The following is a 24448-nucleotide window of genomic DNA, read 5'->3' on the forward strand; positions in this document are numbered from 1 at the left end:
ATGTATCTGACACATCCGTATCCTTTTCTATATTATCGATGTATCTGAATTACGCTCCAATTCTTAATCAAGCCCGATCGTCATTGACTCTGCAATGTTTAAAACAAATCTATATACAAACGACTTTTGATCCCGAAGTGCGCATGTATCCCGAAATAAGATTGCAGGATTTCCTACATCACGCATCTGTATACTATCATGCATCCCAGATACACCAACACTATAGCATAACTTACATAGTCTGTTCCACTGTATTTTAACGGATTCATGCGGCTCCTGCCTTCGCTGCCGTCAAAACATCTGGCATCCATGGCCTGGGCAAGATCTGTGGCCCTCCTTATCGCCGATACAAATAATGGTACAAATACAGGTACATAACTCTTTATCCTCTTGAATATATTGCCACTCTCGAAGTCCGCACCTCTGGAAAGCTGTGCCTTCATGATCTTATCCAGCTCCTCCATAAATATCGGGATAAATCGCAATGCAATCATAAGCATCATGGCCATATCAGACACCGGAACCTTTATTTTCTTCAAGAATCCCAGACTGCTCTCCAGTCCATTTGCCAGATTCATCGGTCTTGTAGTGTACGTCATGACAGATGAGCCTATTATGAGGTATACAAGGCGTATAACCACAAGCACCGTAGTCATCACACTGTTATCTGTTATGCGAAGTCTGTGCCAGCTCCAAAGTACCCGTCCGTCCCCGTTGAACACGCTGAATATTGCTGTAAACAGAATAAACATCCATATGACCTTCAGTCCCCTGCAAATGTATGTTATCGGCACCCTGCTCACCGCCACATATATACAGAGGAATGCCGTTGCGGCAAGTATCATGATCCAGTCCTTGCAAAGAAACAGCGATATGGCATATAGAAATGTTATTGCAAGCTTTGTTCTCGGATCCATTCTATGTATCACAGAACTGCCACTGTAATATTGTCCTATTGTAATATCTCGTATCATAGTAAATCTCCTATTCCGGGCACCTGGGAACATCTATACCGTACTGCTCAAGTAAGCTCCTGTCCTCAAAAAACTCACCTGTCCCTCCATCATACACTATCCTTCCATGCTCCATAAGAAGAATCCTCTCTGACATCTCATACACATCCTCCATGTCGTGGGATACCAGTATGATCGTCACATTTTTCTCTCTGTTGAGCTTTCTGACGAGATTCCATAACTGCTCCCGGCTCTCTCCGTCAAGCCCACATGCAGGCTCATCAAGGATCAATACGTCTGGCTCATATGCCAGTATTCCCGCTATTGCCACCCTCTTTTTCAAACCACCGGACAATTCGAATGGAGAATACTCCGCATATTTCTCCGGTACTCCCACCAACTCAAGCGCCTTTCTGGCAGCATCCTCAGCCTCTCTCTTTGACATTCCAAAGTTTATCGGGCCATACATTACATCCTTGAGCACCGTATTCTCAAACAACTGGGACTCAGGGAACTGAAATACATACCCTATTCTCCTGCGGATATCCTTGATATTTCTTACACTCTGCACATCCGTATCATACAGATATACCTTGCCACTCTGTGGAACTATCAGCTTATTTATCATTTGAAGCAGTGTACTCTTTCCCGAGCCGGTCTGCCCTATTACAGCGACAACCTGTCCTTCATATATTTTGATGTTTATATCAGAAAGCGCCTGAAATGACTCATTTCCATTCACATACGAATATGATACATTCTGAAGCTCAACTATACATTTTTCTGAATTATCTGCAGTCTTCTCATCCTCAGCATGATTACTCTGCGCATTGTTCATATCGCTTCTTATATCCATATGCCTGTTCTTATATTTATAGCAGATATCGATCGGTATTCCGGCCCTACGCTTCATATCAACCGGTATCTCCAGTCCATAGCTCTTAAGCCGGTCAACATCTGTGAATACATCTCCAGGTATACCCTCTGCCACGATCCTGCTATTATCCAATATGTATACTTTATCCGCCATAAGTGCCTCAGCTATCCTGTGAGTCACCATTATTACGGTTATTTTCTTTTCTTTGTTCAATCTCTGCACAAGCTCCAGCATATCCTTTGCTCCCTGCGGGTCAAGCATGGATGTCGCCTCGTCTAGCACTATACAATCCGGAGTCATCGCCATGGACGATGCGATTGCAAGCCGCTGTTTCTGTCCACCGCTTATTCTTGACGTATTGGCATACTTATAGGCTGTGAGCCCTGTGAGCCCCAGCATCTCATCTATCTTCTTCCATATATCTTCGCTGGAGACGCCAAGATTCTCCAACCCAAATCCTATATCCTCAGCGAGGGTGTTGCCGACTATCTGGTTATCGGGATTTTGAAACACCATTCCTACCTGTCGTCTGACGGATGTAAGCTCTCCCATCTCCGCCATGTCTTTTCCACCTATGACTATCGAACCCTCATGCGGTGCAAGCAGTCCATTCAAATGTCTTGCAAACGTAGACTTCCCTGAACCGTTTCTGCCAAGGATCGCGACTATCTCCCCCTTGTCGGCAAGAAAATCTACATCCTTTATTGCCCAGTTCTCCCCTATCTTATTGCCGTCTTTATCCTTTATATTAAATTTATGAGATAGTCCTTTTACATTTATGAAGCTCATAATCTTTCCAATCTATATCAATGAAATCTCTATATTTCACTAAATTTTATTAAAAAACAGGGCCGCCGTACACGAACGTAAACTAATACGTCTATGTACTGCAGCCCTGTTTATTTATCTGTATAATATCAATCTATCAATCGATTATACTAACTCGAGAATAACCTCAAGAGCCTGATCGCCCTTACGCTGACCGATCTTGATGATTCTTGTGTAACCACCCTTACGTCCTGCGTACTTTGTACCATACTCATCGAATAACTTCTGTGTTAAGTCGATCTTCTTAGTACCGGCCTTCTTACCAGCAGCATCTGTAGGAACTTCAACAACTGGATATAAAACCTTGAGCATCTCTCTTCTGGCATGAAGTCTTGAAGGCTGATCCTTCTTAACTGTCTTCTCAACTGTGTCGTATACTGTAACCTTCTTACCGTCTACAACTTCCTTGATTCTCTTGCCATCTTTATCCTTCTTAGCAACCTTAGCCTGAACTGTAACCTCATCGTAGTTGTCCTTCTCAGCAACTGCTAAAGTGATGAGCTTCTCTGCGATCTTAACAACTTCCTTAGCTCTTGCCTCTGTTGTCTTGATCTTTCCATGATACAGTAACTGAGTTACCTGGTTACGAAGTAATGCGTTTCTCTGTGCGCTTGCTTTTCCAAGCTTTCTATACTTTGCCATTTTAATTATCCTCCTATACCCTTTGCGGGTCTTCACTGTGCTTACTATTATTCAGCTTGAGTGGTATACGGGAACTGCTATTAGTCCTCGTTCTGATTAAGTGATAAGCCTAACTCCTTAAGCTTAGCTAATACTTCATCCAGTGACTTACGACCAAGGTTACGAACCTTCATCATATCCTCTGGTGTCTTGTTTATAAGTTCCTGAACTGTGTTGATGCCAGCTCTCTTCAAACAGTTGTATGAACGAACTGATAACTCGAGCTCATCGATATTCATCTCAAGAACCTTTTCCTTCTCGTCTGTTGTGCTCTCAACCATAACATCTACAAGACGTGCGTTCTCTGATAAATCTACGAACAGCTTCAAGTGCTCTACCAGAAGATTTGCAGCAAGACTTACTGCCTCATCTGGAGCAAGAGCTCCGTTTGTATATACATCAAGAGTTAACTTATCATAGTCAGTAACCTGACCAACACGTGTATTCTGAACTGTAAGGTTTACTCTTTCAACAGGGGTGAAGATTGAGTCAATAGCAATGACATCAATTGGTGCATCTGCTTCCTTGTTCTTGTCAAGGCTTACATATCCACGTCCGTTGACAATTGTAAGCTCCATCTCAAGCTTTGCGTCCGGACCGCTAAGGTTTGCGATTACAAGATCAGGATTTACGATCTCTATATCTCCGTCAACCTTGATATCTCCTGCCTTAACAACGCGCTCACCAACAACATCGATGTATGCCTGCTTTGGCTCAAATGTATCTGAGTTATTCTTGATAACGACATTCTTGATGTTCATTATTATCTCAGTAACATCCTCTTTTACACCTGGTATTGAGCTGAACTCGTGTAAAACACCCTTTATCTTAACGTGGCTTACAGCGGTACCTGGTAATGAAGAAAGCATTATTCTTCTAAGTGAGTTACCAAGTGTTATACCGTAACCTCTCTCTAAAGGCTCGATTACAAACTTGCCATATTTGTTGTCATCTGAAGTCTCAACGATCTCGATTTTTGGTTTTTCAAACTCAAACATCTAAGCCCCTCCTTTACGGGTTTTAAAATGCTACACTCCAAGTTACAAAATGTATAAATAAAGAACAAATCTTACTTAGAATATAACTCGACGATGAGAGTCTCATTTACAGGAACATCGATCTGCTCTCTGCTTGGCTTCTCTACAACTTCACCTGCGAGGTTATCTCTGTCTGCTGTTAACCAACCTGGTACGAGAACACCCTCTGTTGCAGCCATGATATCCTTGTATCTCTGAAGAGACTTGCTCTTCTCTCTGATCTCGATCTTATCGCCTGGCTTAACTGAGTATGAAGGGATGTTTACACACTTGCCATTTACAAGTACGTGCTTGTGATCTACGATCTGTCTAGCCTCTCTTCTTGTTCTTGCAAAGCCTAATCTGAAGATGATGTTGTCAAGTCTAAGCTCAAGTAATGTCATGAGGTTAGGACCTGTTAATCCCTTCTGCTGCTCAGCCTTTGCATAAAGGTTACGGAAAGGCTTCTCAAGTACACCATAAATGAACTTAGCCTTCTGCTTCTCGCGGAGCTGAAGTCCATACTCGCTCTGCTTTCTATTTGATCTGTTTGGTCTTCTGTTTGACTTCTTGTCTATTCCGAGATACATTGGCTCCATGCCTAAAGATCTGCATCTCTTAAGAACTGGGGTTCTATCTACTGCCATCTTGTTTGTACCTCCTCTAATTAAACTCTTCTTCTCTTTGGTGGACGACATCCGTTATGTGGAACCGGAGTAACATCCTTGATACTAACTACATCTATACCACATGCTGAGAGTGCACGAATTGCAGCCTCTCTTCCTGAACCTGGTCCCTTGACAAATACGTCGATTGTCTTGAGTCCGTAAGGTGCAGCAGCCTTTGCGGCTGTCTCTGCAGCCATCTGAGCAGCATATGGAGTTGACTTCTTAGAACCCTTAAATCCTAATCCACCAGCGCTTGCCCATGAAAGCGCATTGCCTTCAGCGTCTGTTAATGTAACAATTGTATTATTGAAAGATGACTGAATATGAGCCTGTCCGTGCTGTACGCTCTTTCTGACACGCTTCTTAGCCACTTTTTTAGTTGCCTGCTTAGCCATTAGCCTAAACCTCCTATGGTTTTTTACAAATATATTCTATAAATATTACTTCTTCTTATTAGCAACAGTCTTCTTAGGACCCTTACGAGTTCTAGCGTTAGTCTTAGTCTTCTGTCCACGAACAGGAAGTCCCTGTCTATGACGCTTACCACGATAGCAAGCAATCTCCTGTAAACGCTTAATATTGAAGCCTATCTCTCTACGTAAATCTCCCTCTACTACCTGAGTTGCCTTGATAACCTCGCTGAGTCTTCTAACCTCATCGTCAGTCAGATCTGCGCAACGTGTATCAGGATTAACGTTTGCTTCCTTAAGAATACGCTGTGATGAAGGAAGTCCGATACCATAGATATAAGTAAGACCAATTTCAACACGTTTCTCTCTTGGTAAATCAACACCTGAAATACGAGCCATTATAATAACCTCCGTAAAATCTTCTTTTAAGCTGAATCCACAAATGTATCCCATAGCACACGCTATAGGGTGAAATGCATACACCGCAAACTTCAACTAAGTTGTATATTTCTATAATTGTATTGGCATATCTACGTATGCCACAGCCGCTTTTAAATAATACAGTACATTAGATATATGTACTGACGCACGAAAATAAGTATACTTCCGGATGGGCTATCATCCATATACTTCTTTTCCTTTTTTGATTAACCCTGACGCTGCTTGTGCTTTGGATTCTCGCAGATAACTCTAACGATTCCCTTTCTCTTGATAACTTTGCACTTATCGCAGATAGGTTTTACTGATGCTCTAACCTTCATTAGAAACTCTCCTTTCAAAAAAAGTCCGCTACGAATTAGCATTCTATCATTTTCATTGATAAAATGCAATAGGGAAATTCATTTTTTTATTATTTATCTCTCCAAACGATTCTTCCCTTGGTAAGATCGTATGGTGATAACTCTATTGTAACTTTGTCGCCAGGAAGAATCTTTATATAATTCATTCTCAGCTTTCCACTTATATGAGCAAGAACCTTGTGTCCATTCTCAAGTTCTACCTGAAACATGGCATTTGGAAGTTTCTCAACTACTGTTCCTTCTACTTCAATTACATCTGCTTTTGACATTTTCAAAAATCCTCCTATATATATAAATCAACTTATGAGTTCTCCATGATATAATGAATATGTCATCGTGCTTACGAACGACGACATATGATATCACATCTACAGCTCAATTCCATCGGCCCTTGAAAGTATCTCAGGCTCTCCATCTGTTATAAGTATTGTATTCTCATAATGTGCCGCCAGTGATTTGTCTGCGGTGACGACCGTCCATCCATCCGGCATCCACTTCACTTCGTAATCGCCAAGTGTGATCATCGGTTCTATCGCTATCGTCATTCCTGCTTTCAGCTTCGGTCCTCTTCTTCTTGTTGCGAAGTTTGGGATCTCCGGCTCTTCATGAAGATTTTTTCCAACTCCATGTCCCACCAGATCGACAACAACTCCAAGTCCACACTCATCGGCATAGGACTCGACCGCTATTCCTATATCCCGCACATGATTTCCCGCACGGGCCGCTGACAGTCCTTCAAAGAAGCTTTGCTTCGTTGCCTCTATGAGATACTTTGCCATATCAGATATCTCGCCAACTCCATATGTTCTGGCCGAGTCTGAATGGTAACCCTTATAGATAACACCGGCATCAAGACTTACTATATCTCCATCCTGAAGCACTCTGTTCTTTGATGGGATTCCGTGTACCACCTCATCATTTACAGATACACACACCGACGCCGGATATCCCTGATAGTTCAGAAATGATGGTTCACAGTGATAACTTCTGATAACCTCTTCACCGAGCTTATCTATATCATATGTGGTCATTCCCGGCTTCAATGCTTTTCTCATCTCCTCATGAGTTATCGCCAGAATTCTTCCAGCCTCTCTCATAAGCTCAATCTCTTCCTGGGATTTTATGGAAATACCCTTCATATTTACTCACCTAATATATCAGTGATAGCAGCGAATACATCCTTCATATCAACAGTTCCGTCAACCTCTTTCAGGATGCCCTTTGCCTTGTAGTAATCGATGAGAGGCTGTGTCTGCTCATGATATACATTAAGTCTCTTCTCTACTGTCTCTGGCTTATCATCGTCTCTAAGGATGAGATCAGCTCCACATGCATCACACTTGCCCTCAACTTTTGTTGGGTTGTATACGATATGGTATGTTGCTCCACAACCTACACATGCACGTCTGCCTGACATTCTCTCGATGATATTCTCATCAGGTACCTCAACATTGATAGCGTAATCAACTGAATCGCCGATTGCTGAGAGTGCCTTGTCAAGTGCCTCTGCCTGTGGGATAGTTCTTGGGAATCCGTCAAGGATATATCCCTTTGCACAGTCATCAGCCTTGAATCTATCTATTACCAAGTCGACAACGAGCTCATCTGGTACAAGAAGTCCCTTATCCATGTACTCCTTTGCCTTTGCACCAAGCTCTGTGCCGTTCTTTATGTTCGCTCTGAATATATCTCCTGTTGAGATATGTGGTACGCCGTACTTTGCAGCGATCATCTTTGCCTGTGTTCCCTTGCCTGCGCCCGGTGCGCCTAACATGATTATCTTCATATATTCAACCTCCATTTTTTTGAACGTTTCCCATTCTTATCAAATACTATTCTCTCTATAATACACGAATAGGAAGTGTACTATACGGCACACTCCCATTCGTGTTTATTGCCACGTCATATTTTAGTCTAAAAGGAATCCCTGATAGTTCCTTACCAGCATACGTGACTCAATATTCTTAATTGTCTCTATAACAACACCTACAACGATGATAAGTGATGTTCCTCCAAATGAAACATTTGCTCCAAAGAAACCACTGAAGAACATTGGTATACATGCTACTATGATAAGTCCTACAGCACCTATAAATATGATGTAGTTTAAAATCTTATTAAGGTAATCCTGTGTTGACTGTCCAGGTCTTATACCAGGGACAAAACCGCCACTCTTCTTCATATTGTTGGCAATCTCCATTGGATTGAATGTGATCGCTGTGTAGAAATATGCGAAGAAGAACACAAGTAAAATATATACGATCAAACCGATCGATGCCCAAGGATAAGATCTGTTAAACCAGTAGCCCTGACTCATACCCTGGATTATCTTTGCTCCTACACCAGATGTCTTGATGTTGAACAGATTCACTACGATCTGTGGAACAGACAGTATGGATGATGCAAAGATGACCGGAATAACACCTGCAGTATTGACCTTAAGTGGAATATGAGAGGACTGTCCGCCCATCGTCTTTCTTCCTCTTACTGTCTTGGCATACTGTACAGGAATTCTTCTCTCTGCGCCCTGAAGTGCACATACAAATACTACTGTAATAACTACAACTGCAAGGATAATGAGTCCTACAAGTGTAAATCTTACAAAGTCTCTACCCTTCATGAACTGTGTGTATAAATTCTTGAAGTCATTTGGCATTGTTGAAACAATGTTGATCAAAAGGATTACTGATATACCATTGCCAACACCCTTCTCTGTTGCTCTCTCGCCAAGCCACATTACTATAGCACTTCCTGCCGTAAGAATGACTACGATGCAAAGAACTGTCCAGAAGTTATAATTCTCAATGACTCCCTTGTTTCCAAATCCTACTACAAGACCAGCACTCTCAAGAATAGCAAGACCTACTGTCATATATCTTGTGATAGCGGTGATCTTCTTTCTACCATCTTCTCCGTCTTTCTGCAGTTCTTCCAAAGCCGGTATAGCAATGGTGAGAAGCTGTATGATGATGGAAGCTGTAATGTAAGGTGTTACCGACAATGCAAAAATCGACATCTGCTCGAACGATCCTCCGGTGAATGAACTGAAGATGTTCAGTGAATCACCGAGTGCATTCTGCATGTACTCTCTTATTGCATCCGCACTTATTCCCGGAACGGTAATCAGACTACCAAGTCTGACTACCACGAGAATGAAGAACGTATATAAAAGTCTTCTTCGTATATCCTGTACCTTAAATGCATTGATTAAGGTTTTGAACATATTACATCACCTCTGCTTTTCCGCCAAGAGCTTCAATTTTCTCAGCTGCTGACTTTGAAAAAGCATTAGCCTTAACATTGAGCTTTTTAGTTAACTCTCCATTTCCAAGAATCTTAACTCCATCACGAGGATTCTTAATGATACCTGCCTCTACTAATGTCTCAACAGTTACGTCTGAGCCATCCTCGAATCTCTCAAGAGCTGATACATTGATTGCAACGATCTCTTTGTGATTGATGCAATTAAAGCCTCTCTTAGGAAGACGTCTATATAATGGCATCTGTCCACCTTCGAAACCTGGTCTAGGTGATCCAGAACGTGCCTTCTGACCCTTATGTCCCTTACCTGCAGTCTTGCCATTTCCTGAACCATGTCCACGGCCTACACGGAAATTAGCACTGTGCTTTGAGCCTTCAGCCGGCTTTAATGTAGATAAATCCATGATCTGCGTATCCTCCTTCTCTTATACTTCCTCAACCTTTACCATATAACTTACCTGCTTAACCATTCCAAGTGTTGCAGCGTTATTTGGGAGCTCTACTGACTTATTAACCTTCTTAAGTCCAAGAGCCTCTACTGTCTTTCTATGCTTTGGTACAGCACCGATAGGGGACTTTACCAAAGTTACCTTTAACTTATCTGCCATCTTCTAATACCTCCTTAGTTAAGTATCTCATCAACAGATTTTCCACGAAGTCTTGCGATATCCTCTGGGTTCTTGATCTCTGTAAGGCCCTTGATTGTTGCAAGAACTACGTTCTGCTTGTTGTTTGATCCTAAGGACTTTGTACGGATGTTCTTATATCCTGCAAGCTCAAGTACGCTACGAGCAGGACCACCAGCGATGATACCAGTACCTTCTGGAGCTGTCTTCAGAAGAACTGAAGCACTGCCGAACTGTCCATTCCAGTCGTAAGGGATACTACCAACTTCATTTACAGGAACTGTAACTAAATGCTTTGCAGCATCCTCCTTACCCTTACGGATAGCTTCTGGAGTCTCAACTGCCTTGCCAACACCAACGCCAACGTGGCCATTTCTATCACCAACAACTACGAGAGCTGCAACTCTAGAATTACGTCCACCCTTAACAACCTTTGTTACACGCTTGATGGCAACAACTTTATCTTCTAACTCTAACTTACTTGCATCAATTATTTCACGCTTCATACGTTGTTCTTCCTCCTTACTAGAATTCCAGACCAGCTTCTCTCGCTGCATCTGCTAATGCCTGAACCTTACCGTGGTATACGAAACCGCCTCTATCATAGATAACAGTCTTGATACCCTTCTCAAGTGCTCTCTCAGCAATAACCTTACCAACGTAAGCTGCTGCATCAACATCATTTGTCTTCTCAAGCTCATCCTTAATAGCCTTCTCTGTTGTAGATGCTGCTACTAATGTCTTACCAACTGAATCATCAATAATCTGAGCGTACATATGATTATTACTTCTGAATACAGCTAAACGTGGTCTCTCTGTTGTTCCAGCTAAACGATTACGAACACGCATATGCTTCTTTACACGAATTGCGCTTCTTGATTCTTTATTAATCATCTTATCTCACTCCTTTATTATTTCTTACCAGTCTTACCAACTTTACGTCTGATAGTCTCATCCACATACTTGATACCCTTGCCCTTGTATGGCTCTGGTGCTCTCTTCTCTCTAATCTCAGCAGCGTACTGACCAACCTTTTCCTTGCTGATTCCGCTTACTATGATCTTGTTTCCATCAACTGATGTTTCGATACCATCTGGATCAACCATCTCAACTGGGTGTGAATAACCAAGAGCAAGAACAAGCTTATTACCCTGCTTCTGAGCTCTGTAACCTACACCGTTAACCTCAAGCTCCTTCTTGTAACCCTCTGTAACACCTACTACCATGTTGTGGATAAGTGTTCTTGTGAGTCCGTGAAGTGATTTCATCTTCTTTAAGTCGTTAGGTCTTGATACTGTGATTGTATCGCCGTCTAACTTTATATCCATTTCCGCAGGGAGAACTCTCTCAAGAGTTCCCTTTGGTCCTTTAACAGTCACTTTATTATTTTCTGCTATATCTACAGTTACGCCTGCAGGTACAGCGATAGGCATTCTTCCGATACGTGACATTTTGCCGTCCTCCTTTTACCAAATAAACGCAAGTACTTCTCCACCTACGTTCTGTTTTCTAGCTTCCTTATCTGTTAATACACCCTTGTTTGTGGAGATAATAGCAGTTCCAAGTCCACCAAGTACTCTTGGAAGCTCATCCTTGCTTGCGTATACTCGAAGACCAGGCTTTGAAATTCTCTTAAGACCTGTGATGATCTTCTCGTTCTTATCTGCACCATACTTCAATGTGATCTTGATTGTCTCGAACTTACCGTCCTCAACGATATCTACAGCCTTAACATATCCTTCTGATAAAAGTATGTCGGCAATAGCTTTCTTCATCTTTGAAGCAGGGATTTCTACTGTATCATGCTTTGCTGTATTAGCATTACGAATTCTTGTAAGCATATCTGCAATTGGATCGCTCATTGACATAATAAATTTCCTCCTTCTTACTCTTACCAGCTTGATTTCTTAACGCCAGGAATCTGTCCCTTATATGCTAACTCACGGAAGCAGATTCTACAAATTCCGTACTTCTTTAAAACTGAGTGTGGACGTCCACAAATGCTGCAACGTGTGTACTCTCTTGTTGAGAACTTCTGCTTGCGCTGCTGCTTAACTTTCATTGATGTCTTAGCCATTTCTCGAATCTCCTCCTTTATTATTTGCTATAAGGCATGCCGAACAGTGTAAGTAACTCACGAGCTTCCTCGTCAGTCTGTGCTGTTGTTACGCAAATTATATCCATACCTCTAACCTTATCTACCTTATCGTACTCGATCTCAGGGAAGATAAGCTGCTCCTTAATACCGAATGCGTAGTTACCTCTTCCATCAAATCCGTTTGGATTGATACCTCTGAAGTCACGTACACGTGGGAGTGCAAGATTTACAAGACGATCAAGGAACTCATACATCTTCTCGCCACGAAGAGTTACCTTACATCCGATAGGCATTCCCTCTCTCAACTTGAAGTTAGCTACTGACTTCTTTGCTCTTGTTACAACTGCCTTCTGACCTGTGATTGTCTCAAGATCCTTGATAGCAGCGTCGAGAACCTTAGCGTTCTCTCTAGCTTCACCAACGCCCATATTGATAACGATCTTATCGAGCTTTGGTATCTGCATTACATTCTTATATCCAAATTTCTCAACCATGGCGCTCTTAATTTCAGCGTCATACTTTTCTTTAAGTCTACTCACCTAAGACGACCTCCTTCCAATTAATCTATCTTCTCTGTCTTGCCATCAACTTTGGCTACACGAACCTTATCCTTACCAGTTCCTTCAAAACCAACTCTAACTGGCTTGCCCTTGTAAAGATACATTACATTAGAGATGTCAAGTGGGGCTTCCATCTCGATGATTCCGCCCTGCTGGTTAGCCATGCTTGGCTTGCTATGCTTAAATACTTTGTTGATTCCTTCAACTACTACGGTACCATTCTTCTTATCTACTGAAACGACCTTTCCGCTCTTGCCCTTGTCCTTACCAGCGATAACCTGTACCATATCATCTTTCTTAATCTTCATTGTTGCCATAGTCACACCTCCTTATAATACTTCAGGTGCAAGTGATACGATCTTCATGAATTTCTTATCACGGAGCTCTCTTGCAACTGGTCCAAAGATACGTGTACCTCTTGGATTCATATCGTCTTTTATAATTACAGCAGCGTTCTCGTCAAACTTGATGTATGAACCATCCTTACGACGAGCGCCATGCTTTGTTCTAACTACAACGGCCTTAACTACATCGCCCTTCTTTACAACTCCGCCTGGTGTTGCATCCTTAACAGAGGCAACGATGATATCGCCGATATTCGCATATCTTCTAACTGATCCGCCTAACACTCTGATACAAAGTAACTCTTTTGCACCTGTGTTATCAGCAACTTTAAGTCTTGTTTCCTGCTGAACCATTTAATTTGCCTCCTTACTTTGCCTTCTCGATGATCTCAACAAGTCTCCATCTCTTATCCTTTGATAATGGTCTTGTCTCCATAACCTTTACTCTATCGCCAATCTTGCACTCGTTATTCTCGTCATGAGCCTTCAGCTTTACTGTTCTCTTTACAATCTTACCATAAAGAGGATGCTTAACATTATCTACGATAGAAACAACGATTGTCTTATCCATCTTGTCACTTGTAACTATACCAACACGTGTTTTTCTCAGATTTCTTTCCACAATAATTCCTCCTTCCAAGATAATTAAGCATTAGCCTTCTGGGCTATAACTGTCTGTATTCTTGCTATATTCTTTCTAACGTCCTTGATTCTGCTTGTGTTGTCAAGCTGATTTGTAGCATTCTGGAATCTCAGGTTGAATAATTCCTTCTTTGCAGCTACTAAATCCTTCTGGAGATCGTCAACGGACTTGCTATTTAATTCGTTCATAAAATCCTTAGTTTTCACTGCCTGCTACCTCCTCTAACTCTTCCTTTGATGCGATCTTACACTTAAGTGGAAGCTTGTGCATAGCGAGTCTGAGAGCCTCTTTAGCTACCTCCTCAGGTACGCCCTGAACCTCAAACATAACTCTGCCTGGCTTAACTACTGCTACCCAGTACTCAAGTGCTCCCTTTCCTGAACCCATTCGAGTCTCAGCCGGCTTTGCTGTAACTGGCTTGTCAGGGAAAATCTTGATAAATACCTTACCACTACGCTTCATATATCTTGTCATTGCAATTCTGGCTGCCTCGATCTGGTTTGACTTGATCCAAGCTGGCTCTAATGCTACGAGACCATACTCACCGTTTGTAATCTTATTGCCTCTAAGTGCCTTACCAGCCATTGTTCCTCTGAACTGCTTACGACGCTTTACTCTCTTTGGCATTAACATTATTTATTTCCCCCTTCCTTTACTGTCTTTGTTGGAAGTACTTCACCATGGTAGATCCATGTCTTTACGCCAACCTTACCATATGTTGTATCTGCTTCAGCAAATCCGTAATCGATATCAGCACGGAGTGTCTGAAGAGGAATTGTTCCCTCGCTGTAGAACTCTGTTCTAGCCATATCAGCACCGCCAAGACGACCTGAACATGCACACTTGATACCCTGTGCGCCTGACTTCATTGTTCTACCCATGCAAGACTTCATAGCCTTTCTGAATGCGATACGATTCTCAAGCTGTGCTGCGATGTTCTCTGCAACGAGCTGAGCGTCAGCATCCGGCTTCTTGATCTCCTTAACGTCGATAAAGAGCTTCTTATCTGTTAACTTCTGAGCGTCAGCCTTGATCTTCTCGATTCCGGCTCCACCCTTTCCGATTACTACTCCAGGCTTAGCTGTGTATAATACGATCTTTACATTCTTTGCTGATCTCTCGATCTCGATCTTTGAGATGTTTGACTTGTAAAGAGTTGTCTTTAAGTATTTTCTAAGGATCTGATCTTCTGCTAAGTTCTTAGCAAACTCGTCATTTCTCTTGTCAGCATACCAGTTTGAATCCCAATCTTTGATAATGCCGACTCTTAAACCATGAGGATTAACTTTCTGTCCCATATTTTACCTCCTATTTCTCGTCAAGCACGATTGTGATGTGGCTTGTTCTCTTCTCGATTCTATATGCTCTACCCTGTGCTCTTGGATGAACTCTCTTCATTGTAGGTCCCTTGTTAGCGTAACACTCTGCTACGTAAAGGTCCTCCTTCTTCATGCCATTGTTGTTCTCAGCGTTAGCAATAGCAGACTTCAAAAGCTTCTCTATAACGCTTGAGCCATATCTTGGGTTGTATTCTACGATAGCAAGTGCTGTCTGAACATCCTTACCTCTGATAGCATCAAGCACAAAACATGCCTTGGTTACTGATACTCTTGCGTATGAAACCTTAGCTGATGGTCTTGTATCTTTGTTCTCATTTCTGAGTCTCTTGTCATGGGATCTATGTCCTTTAGCCATTTTGAAAAGTCCTCCTTTCAAATATTCCTAATATTATCTTCTACCCTTCTTTTCGTCCTTACCATGACCTCTGTATGTTCTGGTAACTACGAACTCACCGAGCTTATGTCCTACCATATCTTCTGTTACATATACTGGTACGTGCTTTCTTCCATCATGAACGGCAAATGTGTGGCCAACGAATGATGGGAAGATTGTTGAACGTCTTGACCAGGTTTTTATAACTTCTGTCTTATTAGCAGCGTTTAAAGCATCTACCTTCTTAAGCAGATGTGCATCTGCGAATGGTCCTTTTTTTAATGAACGAGCCATATTTCTTCCTCCTTAACTATTTAACATTCTTACCGTCTCTACGTCTTACGATCAACTTATTAGACTGCTTGTTCTTCTTTCTTGTCTTGAGACCCATTGCTGGCTTGCCCCATGGAGTAGAAGGACCTGGACGACCGATAGGTGCTCTACCTTCTCCACCACCATGTGGATGGTCATTAGGGTTCATGACAGAACCACGAACTGTTGGTCTAACGCCCATATGACGCTTACGACCGGCTTTACCAATGTTAACAAGGCCATGCTCGATGTTTCCTACCTGTCCAACTGTTGCTCTACAGATAATCGGAACCATTCTCATCTCGCCTGATGGAAGTCTAAGTGTTGCATACTTTCCTTCCTTAGCCATGAGCTGTGCAGCGTTTCCTGCTGAACGAACTAACTGTCCGCCCTTACCTGGATAAAGCTCGATGTTGTGTACCTGAGTACCAACTGGAATATTCTGAAGTGGAAGACAGTTACCAACCTTGATCTCTGCCTCTGCGCCATTCATCAGCACATCGCCAACTGCAAGCTTGAAAGGAGCAAGGATGTATCTCTTCTCTCCATCTGCATAGAACAGAAGTGCAATATTTGCTGATCTGTTTGGATCATACTCGATTGCAGCTACTGTTGCTGGAATACCATCTTTGTCATTTCTCTTGAAATCTATTATTCTATACTTTCTCTTAGCACCACCACCGTGATGTCTTACTGTTATCTTACCCTGATTGTTACGACCGGCTGTCTTGCTTGTTGAAACAACGAGTGACTTCTCTGGAGTTGTCTTTGTGATCTCTGAGAAATCAAGGCCAGTCATATTTCTTCTGGAAGGTGTATATGGGTTATATGTCTTAATTCCCATTGTTGTTCTCCTTTCGGTTCAATTTATTCTCACGCTTTGATTGCGTATACAACTAATGTGATGAGCGGCTATACTGTGCAGCCACCCACGGCTATATCTTAAAGTCCCTCGAATATCTCGATGTCCTTGCTGTCAGCTGTAAGCTGAACGATAGCCTTCTTGTACTTTGCTGTGTTACCAAGTGTCATACCACGTCTCTTGACCTTACCGTCATTGTTCATTGTGTTGACCTTTGCAACCTTTGTTCCCTCGAACATCTTCTCTACAGCTTCCTTAACCTGTGACTTGTTTGCTTCTGGATGAACAAGGAATGTATATTTCTTCTCAGCCATAGCGTTCATGCTCTTCTCTGTGATCACTGGCTTAAGTATAACGTCATAATATTTGATATCTGCCATTATGCGTACACCTCCTCAATTGCTGCAACTGCTTCCTTAGTAAGAACAAGCTTCTCATACTTGAGAATATCGTATACGCTAAGTGAATTAGCTACTGTTGTCTTAACTGTTGGAATGTTGTTTGCTGAAAGAACAACGTTATTGTTCTTATCCTTTGTTACTACAAGAGCCTTAGGAGCTGAAAGCTTTGCAAGGATCTTTGCAAATACGCTTGTCTTAGCCTCCTGAAGATCAAGCTTGTCAACTACTACCAGCTTGTTCTCAGCAACCTTTGATGAAAGTGCTGACTTCATAGCAAGCTGCTTCTCTTTCTTATTCATCTTAACTGAATAATCTCTTGGCTTTGGTGCGAATACAACTCCGCCGCCTGTCCACTGTGGAGATCTTGTTGAACCCTGTCTAGCATGACCAGTTCCCTTCTGTCTCCAAGGCTTTCTTCCACCACCAGAAACTTCTGAACGTGTCTTAGCGCTCTGTGTTCCCTGACGGTTGTTGGCTAACTGACCAACTACAGCCTTATGCATTATATGCTCATTTATTTCTACACCGAAAACTGCATCATTGAGCTCTAATGTCTCAATTTCTTTGCCTTCAATGTCATAAACCTTAACTGATGCCATTGTTGTCTCTCCTTTCCAAAGCCCTACTTACCAGACTTTACTGTATCTTTAATCATAACCAATGACTTCTTTGGTCCTGGAACAGCGCCCTTAACCAAGATTACATTGTTCTCAACATCTATTTTAACTACCTCAAGGTTCTGGATTGTAACTCTTACGCTACCCATATGTCCAGGCATCTTCTTGCCCTTGAATACTCTACCTGGAGTAGTTGCAGAACCGTTTGAACCTGCATGTCTGTGATACTTTGAACCATGTCCTGAAGGACCTGACTTAAGGCCGTGTCTCTTAAGACCGCCTGCGTATCCCTTACCCTTTGACTTAGCAGTAACATCAATCTTGTCGCCAGCAGCAAATACGTCTGCCTTGATCTCTGCGCCAAGCTCGTACTCAGCAGTGTTCTCAAGTCTGAACTCTCTATAGAAAGCCTTTGGAGTTGTTCCTGCCTTCTTAGCATGACCAACCTCTGCCTTACCAGCACCATGTGGATTTCTGATAACTTTCTTTCCTGATACGTCCTTTGTTGTTACTCTTTCCTTCTTCTCGCCGAATCCTACCTGAATTGCATCGTAACCGTCATTCTCAACTGTTTTGATCTGGGTTACAACACATGGACCAGCCTGCAATACTGTAACTGGTGTTAATACACCGTTCTCGTCGAAAATCTGTGTCATTCCGACTTTTGTAGCTAATATAGCCTTCTTCATTTCTGTTTCCTCCTAATTTAATTCACAGCGGATTGCATCTGCAATCATACTAAATTACATCCGAAAATGCATTAGGTACTGTTATTTAATTGTTTCTGCGGTTTGTTTTAAATTAGTCCGCATCTAATTGGGTTTCTTTTGAATTGCTGTCTGACTTTGATTATTTCATCTTAACATCGATGAACACGCCAGCGGACAGATCGATCTTCTGTAATGCATCAATTGTCTTCTGAGTTGGTGCTACAACATCGATAAGTCTCTTATGAGTTCTCTGCTCAAACTGCTCTCTTGAGTCCTTGTACTTATGAACTGCTCTTAAGATTGTGATCTTCTCAATCTTAGTAGGCATTGGAACTGGTCCGCTTACCTTTGCGCCAGTCTTCTTAACTGTATCAACAATCTGTGCTGCTGCCTTGTCGATAAGTTTGTGGTCATAAGCCTTAAGTGTAATTCTCATAATCTGATTTGCCATAAAAAAAGCCGCCTCCTTTTCGCACTTAATCTTAGTACAACAAGCGGTGACTGTACACTCTCCCGTGTGTGTCCTAAGTTAAAACCCAGAACCATCACGTCGTTTCTGTCCTCTTGACAGACGGTTATATTGTACAGTGACTTGTCGCCAGTTTTGTAAATTGACATTCGCTCCACGAAAAACCTGCGTCATATATGTACGCAGCAACCTCCGCTTCTCAGCTATCATGCCACAGCACGTTTGATTATATACTAGGGATTTCTTTAAATCAAGAGGTTTTTTTAATTTTTTTATGTTTTTTTGAATTATTTTTTAACGGGTATTTACAGGGTATCACTCGCCAGATTCACTCAGCTTGAATGTTCTCTTCATTTTGATCCCCTTGTTCTCCCATATCTCAAACTTCGAAAAGCTTAAGATGAACCCGTAATCTGTATGGTAACCATAATTCTCCATCGCAAACCCAGGGAATCTGCTTCGAATCGCATCGAGCAGCTCTGCCATATCATCTATCTTATATCCCCTGCCCGTCATATACTCATATGCAAATGTGTCTATCTCCTCCCTGTCATCGACCAACGTCAGCTTTGTCACGCCATTCTCATCGGTATAAACCTTCACTCCACTCACATTATTCTCCACAAATGTATCAAGATGAGTATAGCCATAATTTCTGACATCAAAATCCGGGTATCTTCTCACAACGCCTTCATACACCTGTTCCATGACAGCATCTCTTCCCTGTCCTTTATAATAGGAAGAAACCGAATATATCTCCTTTGCTATATCACCTATATCCGGTATATCAGCAGTGCATTTCCCTCCGGCAAGAACATCTATATACATATATCTCTGGGCGCTGTTCACAAGGATTTTGTCTGCGTCACATGGACCGGCAACCACAACCTCTATATCCGTGAGCCTCAGCTTGTCGAGAAGCGGTACTGTCAGACTGTCCCCCGTTGCTATATATATGCGCTCTGGCTTTGAAAGCGCAGCATCCGCCATAACCTCCACGGCCAGCGCAACCATCGCCGATGACACCTTATACTCTCCGTGCATGCAGTCCTGTATTCTGAACCTCCCTGCACTCTCCATAAAACTGTCATCGTCTTTGTCGGAATTAAACATCTTGCAGATCACAAGCTTGTCCGTTCTGATTATATCCTCATATATAACAGGCACAGCCTTTGCCTCTATGCTATCACAATCTATATACAGCGCAGCCCTCATGATATCCTCCTTAATAATATTCCACAACCATCACACACACAACAAACCACAGGTTTAATCCAATTATATCCTGCCATCCGCCTTAATCATCTCCATCAGAGTCTGTCTGAATCCAAACTCCTCACAAAGTGCTTCCGCATCCTTAAGAGCCTTCTTTCTCCTGTCCGGAGATACATTTTTCTTCACAGCTCTTATGAGCAGATTTTTAGGCGAATGTGCAATGTCTATAAATTCCATTATATCAGTCTTATATCCACACGCCTCAAGCATATGTCCGCGGATGGAATCTGTTGCCAGCGCAGCTATCCTCTCCTTGATGATACCGTATCTTGTCAGCGCAGCCAGTTCATCAGAATGCATCTGTTTATTCAGCTCATGCTGGCAGCAAGGCACGGACAATATATACTGTGCGTTCCAGCAAATGGCATTGTACAGCGCATAGTCCGTGGCAACATCACACGCATGCAGCGTCATGACCATATCCACATCCACATCCGTCTTATACCCATTTATATCCCCAAGTTCGAATTTTAGTCCGGTATATCCAAACTGTTCCGCCAGCGCATTGCAGTCTTTTATCACCTGCTCCTTGAGATCCAGGCCGGTTATATGGACATCAAGCCCCTTAACCTCATGCAGATAATAATAAACTATAAATGTCAGATACGATTTGCCGCATCCAAAATCTACTATATTAATAGAAGGTTTGTTGTAGCTCTTCATGACATTGTCCACGATCTCCGCAAATCTGTTGATCTGCTTAAACTTGTCATACATGGAGTGCACAACCTTGCCATCCTTTGTAAATATGCCCAGATGGGTAAATACAGGGATATCCATTCCCTCTTCAAGTATGTATTTCTTTCTTCGGTTGTTCCCCTGAACAGTTATGAGTTTATTCTCCGTGTGCCTCTTATTCACAGCTATTTTGCCCTTCTTTGAGATCTTCACATCCCACTCCTCCCGGGCCGAGAACATGTTTATCTGTCTGAATCCATCCTGCAGATCTCCGGCCAGTGCTTCTTCAAGCTCGTCCTCATCTATATTCTGGTGGAACACCTGCTTCTCCGTGCACCTTTCTATCTGAAAGCATCTTTTACCGCCTATGATTTTTCTCTCAAATACCACTTTTCTGTATTCACCGCGTCCGCCACTGAGAATGATCTTGTGGGGATCACACTGTACCATCTCTTCTATTAAATCCTTTATACTTATATCTGCCATTATTCCAACCTCTCCATTACCAACAATCTGTATAGTAATTAATCTCTGTCATCAATCTATGCACACAGCAGCCTTGACGCAGTGCTTTGATACAAGTATAATCTATAGGATATATTTTTTGAAGTTATTTTTATAAGGAAGGATTACATATATGTGGATAGCAGATGGATGGAAGGATTATGAAGTTATTGACTGCTCTGACGGAGAAAAGCTTGAGCGTTGGGGCAAATACACTCTGCTCAGACCGGATCCCCAGGTTCTATGGAGCACTCCAAAGAAAAATCCTGCATGGAATAAACTGAACGGACATTATCATAGAAGCAACAAAGGCGGCGGAGAATGGGAGTTTTTCAGCCTGCCTAAGCAGTGGACGATAAATTACAGGGATCTGACTTTCAATCTGAAGCCATTCAGCTTCAAGCACACTGGTCTGTTCCCTGAGCAGGCTGCCAACTGGGACTGGTTCAGCGAACTGATAAAGAACTCACCTAAAAAGGATATTAAGGTGTTGAACCTGTTCGCATACACAGGGGGCGCAACATGTGCAGCCGCCAAAGCCGGAGCTACAGTCACCCATGTTGATGCATCCAAGGGAATGGTTACCTGGGCAAAGGAAAACGCAGCATCATCAGGGCTCGCCGACGCACCGATCAGATGGATAGTTGACGACTGTGTGAAATTTGTCGAAAGAGAGATCAGACGAGGCAACAAATATGACGCGATCATCATGGATCCTCCTTCATACGGCAGAGGACCAAAGGGTGAGATATGGAAGATCGAAGAGAAGATCCATCCTTTCATCAAGCTCTGCAGCCAGCTTCTCTGTGACAAGCCGCTTTTCTTCCTTGTAAATTCATATACAACAGGTCTCGCGCCTGCGGTGCTCACATATATGATATCCACAGAGGTAAAGAGCAGATTTGGCGGACATGTTGTGGCAGATGAGATCGGACTTCCTGTCACAGAGACAGGTCTTGTTCTTCCTTGCGGTGCCGCCGGAAGATGGCAGAGATAACAACGGATCGGTCGAGGCAGATACATTTTGCAGATAAACTAAAAGCAGGAATATGAAACCCAGCAAACTTCGTTATAGGGGCTCATATTCCTGCTTTTTTCAATTTTCAGCTTCTTAATTTCAGCTTTTTTGTCACGTAATTTAGTCCTTTACACCGTCACATCCACATACTCCAGACGTATGACCTTCTCCAGATCCGCAGGGGCTATCTCTATCTGATACCCAACCTTACCCGCACTCACATACATCTTATCAAGATCTTCAGCACTTGCATCTATCGTGGTCCCGAAAAACTTCTTCATACCGATAGGTGAGCAGCCGCCATGTATATATCCGGTAAGAGGGAGGAGTTCCTTTGCCTTGAGCATATCTATCGACTTCTCTCCCACAGCCTTCGCAGCTTTCTTGAGATCAAGTTCCTCCTTGACAGGAATTACAAACACGTAATTTGCGCCAGACTTCGCAACGGTCACCAGGGTCTTATACACATACGCAGGATCCTGTCCAAGTATAGCAGCAACCTTCTCTCCATTTGTCTCGCCCGTCTCCACATAACAATAATGGTTGTACTTTATCTTCTTGCTGTCAAGTATGCGCATGACATTTGTCTTTTCCTCAGTCTTTGCGTTCTTATTCTTATCTTTCATGTTCCAGGTCATCTCCTTGTCATCAAATGCACTAAGCGCCCCAACCTTGTCTATTGAAGATTGAAGCGCTGTATGCATGTCTATTGTATTCTACGGCTTTATCTTAATCTGCCGTACATAACTTTATCTGTCTTCCATCGGCAGATACTCTCTGTGTGTTCCCACATACTTGTATGCAGGTCTGATGATCTTGCCGGCATTGACAAGCTCCTCTATTCTATGCGCTGACCATCCCGCAATACGTGCGATGGCAAATATAGGAGTAAACAGCTCGATAGGGATACCGAGCATCGTATATACAAATCCACTGTAGAAATCTACATTTGCCGATATAGGCTTGCCGCTGCGTCTTCTGGCCGCAAGCAGTCTTCCTGATATCTCCTCAACCTTCTTGTACAGCTCAAATTCCTTTGTCCTGCCCTTCTCCTGGGCAAGTCTCTCTGCATATCCCTTGAGTATCCTAGCTCTAGGATCTGAGTTGGTGTATACCGCATGACCCATTCCATATATAAGGCCTGAATGGTCAAAGCCCTTCTTGTCAAGAAGTCCTGTGAGATATTTCTCCAGTGCAGCCTCATCACCCCAGTTCTTGACATGGCTCTTGAGGTCATCAAACATCTGCTGAACCTTGAGGTTCGCACCACCATGCTTAGGTCCCTTCAGCGAGCCAAGTGAACTTGCAACTGCAGAATATGTGTCTGTTCCTGTCGACGATACTACATGAGTTGTAAATGTGGAGTTATTACCGCCACCATGCTCAGCGTGTATAACCAGACATATGTCAAGCACCTGCGCCTCAAGCTCTGTATATTTCTTATCTGATCTGATAAGCCTCAGGAAATTCTCCGCAGTGGAAAGCCCCGGCTTCGGATTGTGTATTACAAGACTCATGTCGTGGAAATAGTGCTTGTAGCCCTGATAACCATATGCGGCAATCACAGGGAACTGCGCTATCAATTCCATACACTGTCTGAGAACATTCTCTATGCTTATATCATCCGGATTATCATCATATGAATAGAGTGTGAGAACACATCTCTGCAGAACGTTCATCATATTCTTGCTTGGCGCTTTGAGGATAACATCTCTTGTAAACTTTCTAGGAAGCTCCCTGTAGCACTCCATCATCTCAACAAATCTCTTAAACTGCTGCTCATTTGGAAGCTTTCCAAACAACAGAAGATACATAGTCTCCTCAAATCCGAATTTACTTCCGTGAAAACCTCTCTCAAGATCCTCAACATTGTACCCCTGATAATACAGACGACCATCAGTCGGCACTCTCTCTCCATCTATTACATCATATCCTATGACATCAGATATCTCTGTGAGTCCCGTGAGTACACCTTTTCCTGTGGAATCTCTGAGGCCTCTCTTGACATCATAATTGACATAGAGGTTCTGGTCTATCTTGCCAGATTCTGTACAATAACCTGTAAGCTCATCCAGTATTCTGTTATATTCCTCGCTGTTTCTTTCCAAACCTCATGTCTCCTTC

At 42.6% G+C, this 24448-nt stretch carries 38 protein-coding genes; 1 reads left to right on the forward strand and 37 read right to left on the reverse strand.

The window, feature by feature from the left end; translation table 11 throughout:
- Positions 1-173 precede the first annotated feature (173 nt).
- The 35 genes from DW159_RS10640 to DW159_RS10810 all read right to left on the reverse strand — a co-directional run bounded on the left by DW159_RS10640 (position 174) and on the right by DW159_RS10810 (position 21288).
- Positions 174-974: an energy-coupling factor transporter transmembrane component T family protein gene (locus tag DW159_RS10640; protein WP_117550696.1), complete on the reverse strand. Its 801-nt coding sequence runs from the start codon at positions 972-974 to the stop codon at positions 174-176.
- A gap of 10 nt (positions 975-984) precedes the next feature.
- Positions 985-2619, reverse strand: coding sequence for an ABC transporter ATP-binding protein (locus tag DW159_RS10645; RefSeq protein WP_117550698.1), 1635 nt, complete (start codon positions 2617-2619; stop codon positions 985-987).
- A 144-nt stretch (positions 2620-2763) separates the two neighbouring features.
- Positions 2764-3300 (reverse strand): bL17 family ribosomal protein, encoded by a 537-nt coding sequence (locus DW159_RS10650; RefSeq protein WP_015533801.1) that lies wholly within the window; start codon positions 3298-3300, stop codon positions 2764-2766.
- 80 nt (positions 3301-3380) lie between these two features.
- Positions 3381-4337: a DNA-directed RNA polymerase subunit alpha gene (locus DW159_RS10655; protein ID WP_015533800.1), complete on the reverse strand. Its 957-nt coding sequence runs from the start codon at positions 4335-4337 to the stop codon at positions 3381-3383.
- A 71-nt stretch (positions 4338-4408) separates the two neighbouring features.
- Positions 4409-5002 (reverse strand): 30S ribosomal protein S4, encoded by a 594-nt coding sequence (rpsD, locus tag DW159_RS10660; protein ID WP_015533799.1) that lies wholly within the window; start codon positions 5000-5002, stop codon positions 4409-4411.
- A 20-nt stretch (positions 5003-5022) separates the two neighbouring features.
- The gene (gene rpsK, locus DW159_RS10665; RefSeq protein ID WP_004850165.1) at positions 5023-5418 is read right to left on the reverse strand and encodes a 30S ribosomal protein S11; all 396 of its coding nucleotides are present in this window, start codon (positions 5416-5418) and stop codon (positions 5023-5025) included.
- 45 nt (positions 5419-5463) lie between these two features.
- Entirely contained in the window at positions 5464-5832 is a 369-nt protein-coding gene (gene rpsM, locus DW159_RS10670; protein ID WP_015533798.1) for a 30S ribosomal protein S13, read from the reverse strand.
- A gap of 248 nt (positions 5833-6080) precedes the next feature.
- Complete coding sequence (rpmJ, locus tag DW159_RS10675) at positions 6081-6194, reverse strand: 50S ribosomal protein L36 (protein WP_015533797.1); 114 nt, start codon at positions 6192-6194, stop codon at positions 6081-6083.
- A gap of 89 nt (positions 6195-6283) precedes the next feature.
- Positions 6284-6502 (reverse strand): translation initiation factor IF-1, encoded by a 219-nt coding sequence (gene infA / locus DW159_RS10680; protein WP_004850160.1) that lies wholly within the window; start codon positions 6500-6502, stop codon positions 6284-6286.
- Between the two features lie 99 nt (positions 6503-6601).
- Positions 6602-7372, reverse strand: a complete 771-nt coding sequence (gene map, locus DW159_RS10685) for a type I methionyl aminopeptidase (RefSeq protein ID WP_117550700.1) — start codon at positions 7370-7372, stop codon at positions 6602-6604.
- Between the two features lie 2 nt (positions 7373-7374).
- Positions 7375-8019, reverse strand: coding sequence for an adenylate kinase (locus tag DW159_RS10690; RefSeq protein WP_022216653.1), 645 nt, complete (start codon positions 8017-8019; stop codon positions 7375-7377).
- 123 nt (positions 8020-8142) lie between these two features.
- Positions 8143-9456: a preprotein translocase subunit SecY gene (gene secY / locus DW159_RS10695; protein WP_022216652.1), complete on the reverse strand. Its 1314-nt coding sequence runs from the start codon at positions 9454-9456 to the stop codon at positions 8143-8145.
- Position 9457: 1 nt separating this feature from the next.
- Positions 9458-9898 carry a 50S ribosomal protein L15 gene (gene rplO, locus DW159_RS10700; protein ID WP_004850150.1) on the reverse strand — a complete coding sequence of 147 codons (441 nt, stop codon included), beginning with the start codon at positions 9896-9898 and terminating at the stop codon, positions 9458-9460.
- 21 nt (positions 9899-9919) lie between these two features.
- Entirely contained in the window at positions 9920-10102 is a 183-nt protein-coding gene (rpmD, locus tag DW159_RS10705) for a 50S ribosomal protein L30 (protein WP_004850147.1), read from the reverse strand.
- A 14-nt stretch (positions 10103-10116) separates the two neighbouring features.
- Positions 10117-10626 carry a 30S ribosomal protein S5 gene (rpsE, locus tag DW159_RS10710; protein ID WP_015533792.1) on the reverse strand — a complete coding sequence of 170 codons (510 nt, stop codon included), beginning with the start codon at positions 10624-10626 and terminating at the stop codon, positions 10117-10119.
- Between the two features lie 19 nt (positions 10627-10645).
- Complete coding sequence (gene rplR / locus DW159_RS10715; protein WP_022216651.1) at positions 10646-11014, reverse strand: 50S ribosomal protein L18; 369 nt, start codon at positions 11012-11014, stop codon at positions 10646-10648.
- A 17-nt stretch (positions 11015-11031) separates the two neighbouring features.
- Positions 11032-11571 (reverse strand): 50S ribosomal protein L6, encoded by a 540-nt coding sequence (gene rplF / locus DW159_RS10720; RefSeq protein WP_022216650.1) that lies wholly within the window; start codon positions 11569-11571, stop codon positions 11032-11034.
- 15 nt (positions 11572-11586) lie between these two features.
- On the reverse strand, positions 11587-11988 hold the full coding sequence (gene rpsH, locus DW159_RS10725; protein ID WP_022216649.1) for a 30S ribosomal protein S8: 402 nt from the start codon (positions 11986-11988) through the stop codon (positions 11587-11589).
- A gap of 23 nt (positions 11989-12011) precedes the next feature.
- Positions 12012-12197, reverse strand: coding sequence for a type Z 30S ribosomal protein S14 (locus tag DW159_RS10730; RefSeq protein ID WP_004850137.1), 186 nt, complete (start codon positions 12195-12197; stop codon positions 12012-12014).
- Positions 12198-12217: 20 nt separating this feature from the next.
- The gene (gene rplE, locus DW159_RS10735) at positions 12218-12757 is read right to left on the reverse strand and encodes a 50S ribosomal protein L5 (RefSeq protein ID WP_004850134.1); all 540 of its coding nucleotides are present in this window, start codon (positions 12755-12757) and stop codon (positions 12218-12220) included.
- Positions 12758-12777: 20 nt separating this feature from the next.
- A complete protein-coding gene (gene rplX / locus DW159_RS10740; protein WP_004850132.1) occupies positions 12778-13095 on the reverse strand; it encodes a 50S ribosomal protein L24 in 318 nt (105 codons plus the stop codon).
- A 12-nt stretch (positions 13096-13107) separates the two neighbouring features.
- Entirely contained in the window at positions 13108-13476 is a 369-nt protein-coding gene (rplN, locus tag DW159_RS10745) for a 50S ribosomal protein L14 (RefSeq protein WP_022216648.1), read from the reverse strand.
- A gap of 13 nt (positions 13477-13489) precedes the next feature.
- The gene (rpsQ, locus tag DW159_RS10750; RefSeq protein WP_022058713.1) at positions 13490-13744 is read right to left on the reverse strand and encodes a 30S ribosomal protein S17; all 255 of its coding nucleotides are present in this window, start codon (positions 13742-13744) and stop codon (positions 13490-13492) included.
- Between the two features lie 23 nt (positions 13745-13767).
- A complete protein-coding gene (rpmC, locus tag DW159_RS10755) occupies positions 13768-13971 on the reverse strand; it encodes a 50S ribosomal protein L29 (protein WP_004850126.1) in 204 nt (67 codons plus the stop codon).
- On the reverse strand, positions 13961-14398 hold the full coding sequence (rplP, locus tag DW159_RS10760; protein WP_022216647.1) for a 50S ribosomal protein L16: 438 nt from the start codon (positions 14396-14398) through the stop codon (positions 13961-13963). Before rplP ends, rpmC begins: the two co-directional genes overlap by 11 nt.
- On the reverse strand, positions 14398-15063 hold the full coding sequence (rpsC, locus tag DW159_RS10765) for a 30S ribosomal protein S3 (RefSeq protein ID WP_022216646.1): 666 nt from the start codon (positions 15061-15063) through the stop codon (positions 14398-14400). The genes rplP and rpsC overlap by 1 nt, the downstream gene beginning before the upstream one ends.
- A gap of 10 nt (positions 15064-15073) precedes the next feature.
- Positions 15074-15460 (reverse strand): 50S ribosomal protein L22, encoded by a 387-nt coding sequence (rplV, locus tag DW159_RS10770; RefSeq protein ID WP_004850120.1) that lies wholly within the window; start codon positions 15458-15460, stop codon positions 15074-15076.
- A gap of 33 nt (positions 15461-15493) precedes the next feature.
- The gene (rpsS, locus tag DW159_RS10775; protein WP_022216645.1) at positions 15494-15772 is read right to left on the reverse strand and encodes a 30S ribosomal protein S19; all 279 of its coding nucleotides are present in this window, start codon (positions 15770-15772) and stop codon (positions 15494-15496) included.
- A gap of 16 nt (positions 15773-15788) precedes the next feature.
- Positions 15789-16634: a 50S ribosomal protein L2 gene (gene rplB / locus DW159_RS10780; protein WP_022216644.1), complete on the reverse strand. Its 846-nt coding sequence runs from the start codon at positions 16632-16634 to the stop codon at positions 15789-15791.
- 98 nt (positions 16635-16732) lie between these two features.
- Positions 16733-17032, reverse strand: a complete 300-nt coding sequence (gene rplW, locus DW159_RS10785) for a 50S ribosomal protein L23 (protein ID WP_004850114.1) — start codon at positions 17030-17032, stop codon at positions 16733-16735.
- Positions 17032-17652: a 50S ribosomal protein L4 gene (rplD, locus tag DW159_RS10790; protein ID WP_117550702.1), complete on the reverse strand. Its 621-nt coding sequence runs from the start codon at positions 17650-17652 to the stop codon at positions 17032-17034. Before rplD ends, rplW begins: the two co-directional genes overlap by 1 nt.
- Before the next feature lie 23 nt (positions 17653-17675).
- Positions 17676-18359, reverse strand: a complete 684-nt coding sequence (gene rplC, locus DW159_RS10795) for a 50S ribosomal protein L3 (protein ID WP_015533789.1) — start codon at positions 18357-18359, stop codon at positions 17676-17678.
- Positions 18360-18519: 160 nt separating this feature from the next.
- Entirely contained in the window at positions 18520-18831 is a 312-nt protein-coding gene (rpsJ, locus tag DW159_RS10800; RefSeq protein ID WP_004850108.1) for a 30S ribosomal protein S10, read from the reverse strand.
- Between the two features lie 333 nt (positions 18832-19164).
- On the reverse strand, positions 19165-20064 hold the full coding sequence (locus DW159_RS10805) for an OST-HTH/LOTUS domain-containing protein (protein WP_117550704.1): 900 nt from the start codon (positions 20062-20064) through the stop codon (positions 19165-19167).
- Positions 20065-20127: 63 nt separating this feature from the next.
- Positions 20128-21288, reverse strand: a complete 1161-nt coding sequence (locus tag DW159_RS10810; protein WP_117550706.1) for a class I SAM-dependent methyltransferase — start codon at positions 21286-21288, stop codon at positions 20128-20130.
- 151 nt (positions 21289-21439) lie between these two features.
- Between DW159_RS10810 and DW159_RS10815 the strand changes: the two genes are divergently transcribed.
- Positions 21440-22303 (forward strand): class I SAM-dependent methyltransferase, encoded by an 864-nt coding sequence (locus tag DW159_RS10815; protein ID WP_117550708.1) that lies wholly within the window; start codon positions 21440-21442, stop codon positions 22301-22303.
- Positions 22304-22452: 149 nt separating this feature from the next.
- On the opposite strand, the gene ybaK is transcribed toward DW159_RS10815, so the two are convergent.
- Positions 22453-22950: a Cys-tRNA(Pro) deacylase gene (gene ybaK, locus DW159_RS10820; protein ID WP_117550710.1), complete on the reverse strand. Its 498-nt coding sequence runs from the start codon at positions 22948-22950 to the stop codon at positions 22453-22455.
- Positions 22951-23073: 123 nt separating this feature from the next.
- The gene (locus DW159_RS10825) at positions 23074-24432 is read right to left on the reverse strand and encodes a citrate/2-methylcitrate synthase (RefSeq protein ID WP_117550712.1); all 1359 of its coding nucleotides are present in this window, start codon (positions 24430-24432) and stop codon (positions 23074-23076) included.
- Positions 24433-24448: the final 16 nt, after the last annotated feature.

It is taken from the genome of Coprococcus sp. AM14-16, assembly GCF_003434675.1.
GTDB lineage: Bacteria > Bacillota > Clostridia > Lachnospirales > Lachnospiraceae > Coprococcus > Coprococcus aceti.

Excerpts from the sequence above, each read along its gene's own strand:
- rpsM (WP_015533798.1), bottom strand. The coding sequence starts at position 5,832 with ATGGCTCGTATTTCAGGTGTTGATTTACCAAGAGAGAAACGTGTTGAA.
- rplD (WP_117550702.1), bottom strand. The coding sequence starts at position 17,652 with ATGGCATCAGTTAAGGTTTATGACATTGAAGGCAAAGAAATTGAGACA.
- DW159_RS10645 (WP_117550698.1), bottom strand. The coding sequence starts at position 2,619 with ATGAGCTTCATAAATGTAAAAGGACTATCTCATAAATTTAATATAAAG.
- rpsE (WP_015533792.1), bottom strand. The coding sequence starts at position 10,626 with ATGAAGCGTGAAATAATTGATGCAAGTAAGTTAGAGTTAGAAGATAAA.
- rpmD (WP_004850147.1), bottom strand. The coding sequence starts at position 10,102 with ATGGCAGATAAGTTAAAGGTAACTTTGGTAAAGTCCCCTATCGGTGCT.
- rpsH (WP_022216649.1), bottom strand. The coding sequence starts at position 11,988 with ATGTCAATGAGCGATCCAATTGCAGATATGCTTACAAGAATTCGTAAT.
- infA (WP_004850160.1), bottom strand. The coding sequence starts at position 6,502 with ATGTCAAAAGCAGATGTAATTGAAGTAGAAGGAACAGTAGTTGAGAAA.
- secY (WP_022216652.1), bottom strand. The coding sequence starts at position 9,456 with ATGTTCAAAACCTTAATCAATGCATTTAAGGTACAGGATATACGAAGA.
- rpsD (WP_015533799.1), bottom strand. The coding sequence starts at position 5,002 with ATGGCAGTAGATAGAACCCCAGTTCTTAAGAGATGCAGATCTTTAGGC.
- rplB (WP_022216644.1), bottom strand. The coding sequence starts at position 16,634 with ATGGGAATTAAGACATATAACCCATATACACCTTCCAGAAGAAATATG.
- rplC (WP_015533789.1), bottom strand. The coding sequence starts at position 18,359 with ATGAAGAAGGCTATATTAGCTACAAAAGTCGGAATGACACAGATTTTC.
- DW159_RS10815 (WP_117550708.1), top strand. The coding sequence starts at position 21,440 with ATGTGGATAGCAGATGGATGGAAGGATTATGAAGTTATTGACTGCTCT.
- rpsS (WP_022216645.1), bottom strand. The coding sequence starts at position 15,772 with ATGGCTCGTTCATTAAAAAAAGGACCATTCGCAGATGCACATCTGCTT.
- DW159_RS10690 (WP_022216653.1), bottom strand. The coding sequence starts at position 8,019 with ATGAAGATAATCATGTTAGGCGCACCGGGCGCAGGCAAGGGAACACAG.
- rplR (WP_022216651.1), bottom strand. The coding sequence starts at position 11,014 with ATGATTAATAAAGAATCAAGAAGCGCAATTCGTGTAAAGAAGCATATG.
- rpsC (WP_022216646.1), bottom strand. The coding sequence starts at position 15,063 with ATGGGACAGAAAGTTAATCCTCATGGTTTAAGAGTCGGCATTATCAAA.
- rpmJ (WP_015533797.1), bottom strand. The coding sequence starts at position 6,194 with ATGAAGGTTAGAGCATCAGTAAAACCTATCTGCGATAAGTGCAAAGTT.
- rplX (WP_004850132.1), bottom strand. The coding sequence starts at position 13,095 with ATGGCAACAATGAAGATTAAGAAAGATGATATGGTACAGGTTATCGCT.
- rplP (WP_022216647.1), bottom strand. The coding sequence starts at position 14,398 with ATGTTAATGCCAAAGAGAGTAAAGCGTCGTAAGCAGTTCAGAGGAACA.
- rplF (WP_022216650.1), bottom strand. The coding sequence starts at position 11,571 with ATGTCACGTATCGGAAGAATGCCTATCGCTGTACCTGCAGGCGTAACT.
- rpsK (WP_004850165.1), bottom strand. The coding sequence starts at position 5,418 with ATGGCTAAGCAGGCAACTAAAAAAGTGGCTAAGAAGCGTGTCAGAAAG.
- rplN (WP_022216648.1), bottom strand. The coding sequence starts at position 13,476 with ATGGTTCAGCAGGAAACAAGACTTAAAGTTGCTGATAACACAGGTGCA.
- DW159_RS10650 (WP_015533801.1), bottom strand. The coding sequence starts at position 3,300 with ATGGCAAAGTATAGAAAGCTTGGAAAAGCAAGCGCACAGAGAAACGCA.
- DW159_RS10655 (WP_015533800.1), bottom strand. The coding sequence starts at position 4,337 with ATGTTTGAGTTTGAAAAACCAAAAATCGAGATCGTTGAGACTTCAGAT.
- DW159_RS10640 (WP_117550696.1), bottom strand. The coding sequence starts at position 974 with ATGATACGAGATATTACAATAGGACAATATTACAGTGGCAGTTCTGTG.
- rplO (WP_004850150.1), bottom strand. The coding sequence starts at position 9,898 with ATGGATTTATCTACATTAAAGCCGGCTGAAGGCTCAAAGCACAGTGCT.
- rplW (WP_004850114.1), bottom strand. The coding sequence starts at position 17,032 with ATGGCAGATATCAAATATTATGACGTTATACTTAAGCCAGTGATCACA.
- map (WP_117550700.1), bottom strand. The coding sequence starts at position 7,372 with ATGAAGGGTATTTCCATAAAATCCCAGGAAGAGATTGAGCTTATGAGA.
- DW159_RS10810 (WP_117550706.1), bottom strand. The coding sequence starts at position 21,288 with ATGGCAGATATAAGTATAAAGGATTTAATAGAAGAGATGGTACAGTGT.
- rpsJ (WP_004850108.1), bottom strand. The coding sequence starts at position 18,831 with ATGGCAAATCAGATTATGAGAATTACACTTAAGGCTTATGACCACAAA.
- rplV (WP_004850120.1), bottom strand. The coding sequence starts at position 15,460 with ATGGCTAAAGGACATAGATCCCATGACAAGAGACTCAGAAATGAGAAC.
- ybaK (WP_117550710.1), bottom strand. The coding sequence starts at position 22,950 with ATGAAAGATAAGAATAAGAACGCAAAGACTGAGGAAAAGACAAATGTC.
- DW159_RS10805 (WP_117550704.1), bottom strand. The coding sequence starts at position 20,064 with ATGAGGGCTGCGCTGTATATAGATTGTGATAGCATAGAGGCAAAGGCT.
- DW159_RS10730 (WP_004850137.1), bottom strand. The coding sequence starts at position 12,197 with ATGGCTAAGACATCAATGAAAGTTAAGCAGCAGCGCAAGCAGAAGTTC.